This window comes from Pseudomonas emilianonis, assembly GCF_023072625.1.
In the GTDB taxonomy this organism is placed as follows: Bacteria; Pseudomonadota; Gammaproteobacteria; order Pseudomonadales; family Pseudomonadaceae; genus Aquipseudomonas; species Aquipseudomonas paraveronii.
Map to the genome: position 1 here is coordinate 1 of NZ_JAKNRV010000696.1, position 1,122 is coordinate 1,122.

The following is a 1,122-nucleotide window of genomic DNA, read 5'->3' on the forward strand; positions in this document are numbered from 1 at the left end:
CCTGGCGTTTGCGCTGTTGAACCTGGCGGCGGTGTGCCGGGTGGTGCTGGTGTTGATCTGGCCCGTGGCGGCCTTGTGGCTGGCGGGGATTTGCTGGACGGTCGGCCTGGGCCTGTACCTGTGGCGTTATGCGCCGATGCTGTGGCAAGCGCGGGTCGACGGGCATCCCGGTTAGGAGCATTGCATGCTGTATTCGTGGTTGTTGATCGTGCATCTGCTGGCGGCGATCGCCTTTATCGGCACGCTGTTTTTTGAAGTGATGATCTGGCACAGCGCCCGCGAGGAGCTGGCCTGGTCGGCGCGCTTCACTGCCGAACACGCCATCGCCCGGCGTTCGCGGCGGGTGCTGCATGGCGTGGTAGTGCTGCTGTATGGCGCGGGCATCGGCCTGGCCTGGCATTACCGGGGTATGCCCTGGAACAGTCATTTCGGACTGTTCCTGAGCCTGAAAATCCTGCTGGCCCTGAGCATCATCGGGCACTACCTGCTGCTGGCCTACTGGCTGAGCCACGAGCGCCTGAGTCCCAAGCGTGCGCTGTGGATACGGCGCAGTATTCTCGCGCACATGGTGGTGATCGTGGTCTTGGCGAAGTCATTGTGGTAAGCGGCGTGCGGCGCCATGCCGCGGCGGATTGTTGATCGTGATCAAGGGATAGAACCTGCGCAGTTCCCACACTGTGGCGAATTCTCTGGAGGTCCGTCCCATGCCCCTGTCCCTCGCGCAACTGCGCCGCAACTACACCCTCTACGGTCTGCGGGACGACGGCGAGCAGGACAATCCGCTGGTGTTGTTCGGTCAGTGGCTGAGCCAGGCACGCAAAACCGAAGTGCCTCCCGCCGAGGCCAACAGCATGGCCCTGGCCACGGTCGACAGCGAAGGGTACGCCCATTGCCGCATCCTGCTGCTCAAGGGCTTCAGCGCCGAGGGCTTTGTGTTTTTTGGCAATTACCAGAGTGCCAAGGGCGAGGAACTGGCGAGCAATCCCCAAGCGGCGATGACGTTTTTCTGGCCGGGCCTGGAGCGCCAGGTGCGCATTGAAGGCGCGGTCGAGCGCCTCGATCCGGCGCTGTCGGACGAGTATTTCGTCGCCCGTCCGGCCGCCAGCCAACTCGGCGCCTGGG

General features: G+C 63.8%; 3 protein-coding genes. All 3 read left to right on the forward strand.

Going from position 1 to position 1,122, the window contains the following annotated elements; all coding sequences use genetic code 11:
* The coding region (locus tag L9Z73_RS30960) for an NnrS family protein (RefSeq protein WP_247408797.1) at positions 1-175 on the forward strand (175 nt) is incomplete at its 5' end.
* A gap of 9 nt (positions 176-184) precedes the next feature.
* Positions 185-604 carry a hypothetical protein gene (locus tag L9Z73_RS30965; protein ID WP_247408794.1) on the forward strand — a complete coding sequence of 140 codons (420 nt, stop codon included), beginning with the start codon at positions 185-187 and terminating at the stop codon, positions 602-604.
* Positions 605-704: 100 nt separating this feature from the next.
* Positions 705-1,122: pyridoxine/pyridoxamine 5'-phosphate oxidase (locus L9Z73_RS30970; RefSeq protein ID WP_247408795.1), on the forward strand; the 418-nt coding region annotated here is incomplete at its 3' end.

Coding starts and splice junctions, on each gene's coding strand:
- L9Z73_RS30965 (WP_247408794.1), top strand. CDS start 185: ATGCTGTATTCGTGGTTGTTGATCGTGCATCTGCTGGCGGCGATCGCC.